General features: G+C 60.0%; 1 pseudogene. It reads left to right on the top strand.

Annotated elements, in window-relative coordinates:
- Positions 1–218 (top strand): annotated as a pseudogene (locus tag SB756_RS32465) (Putrescine importer PuuP); the annotation flags it as partial.
- Positions 219–255 lie beyond the last annotated feature (37 nt).

The following is a 255-nucleotide window of genomic DNA, read 5'->3' as shown; positions in this document are numbered from 1 at the left end:
ACCTCAAAGGCTTGCTGTGCTATGGCGCGGTGCCGTTGGTGGGGTTGAGCTTGACCTTGTGGCTGTGGACCAGCTTGTCGGCGCTGACGTTGGTGATTGGGCTGTGCTGGTTTGCGTTGGGGCTGGCGTATCTGGCGGTGCTGACGGCTGGCTTCCGCCGCCCGGTGCGCTTGGTGGATTTTTCAGAAGCAGGGGAATCAGAAAGAATGACCTGGTAATTCTGCCAGTTGCTCGATCGCCGACACGACTGCAGGC

Origin of the sequence: Pseudomonas sp. SIMBA_068, assembly GCF_046534705.1 — a bacterium.
GTDB lineage: Bacteria > Pseudomonadota > Gammaproteobacteria > Pseudomonadales > Pseudomonadaceae > Aquipseudomonas > Aquipseudomonas putida.
This window is presented reverse-complemented; position numbering and strand designations above follow the sequence as displayed.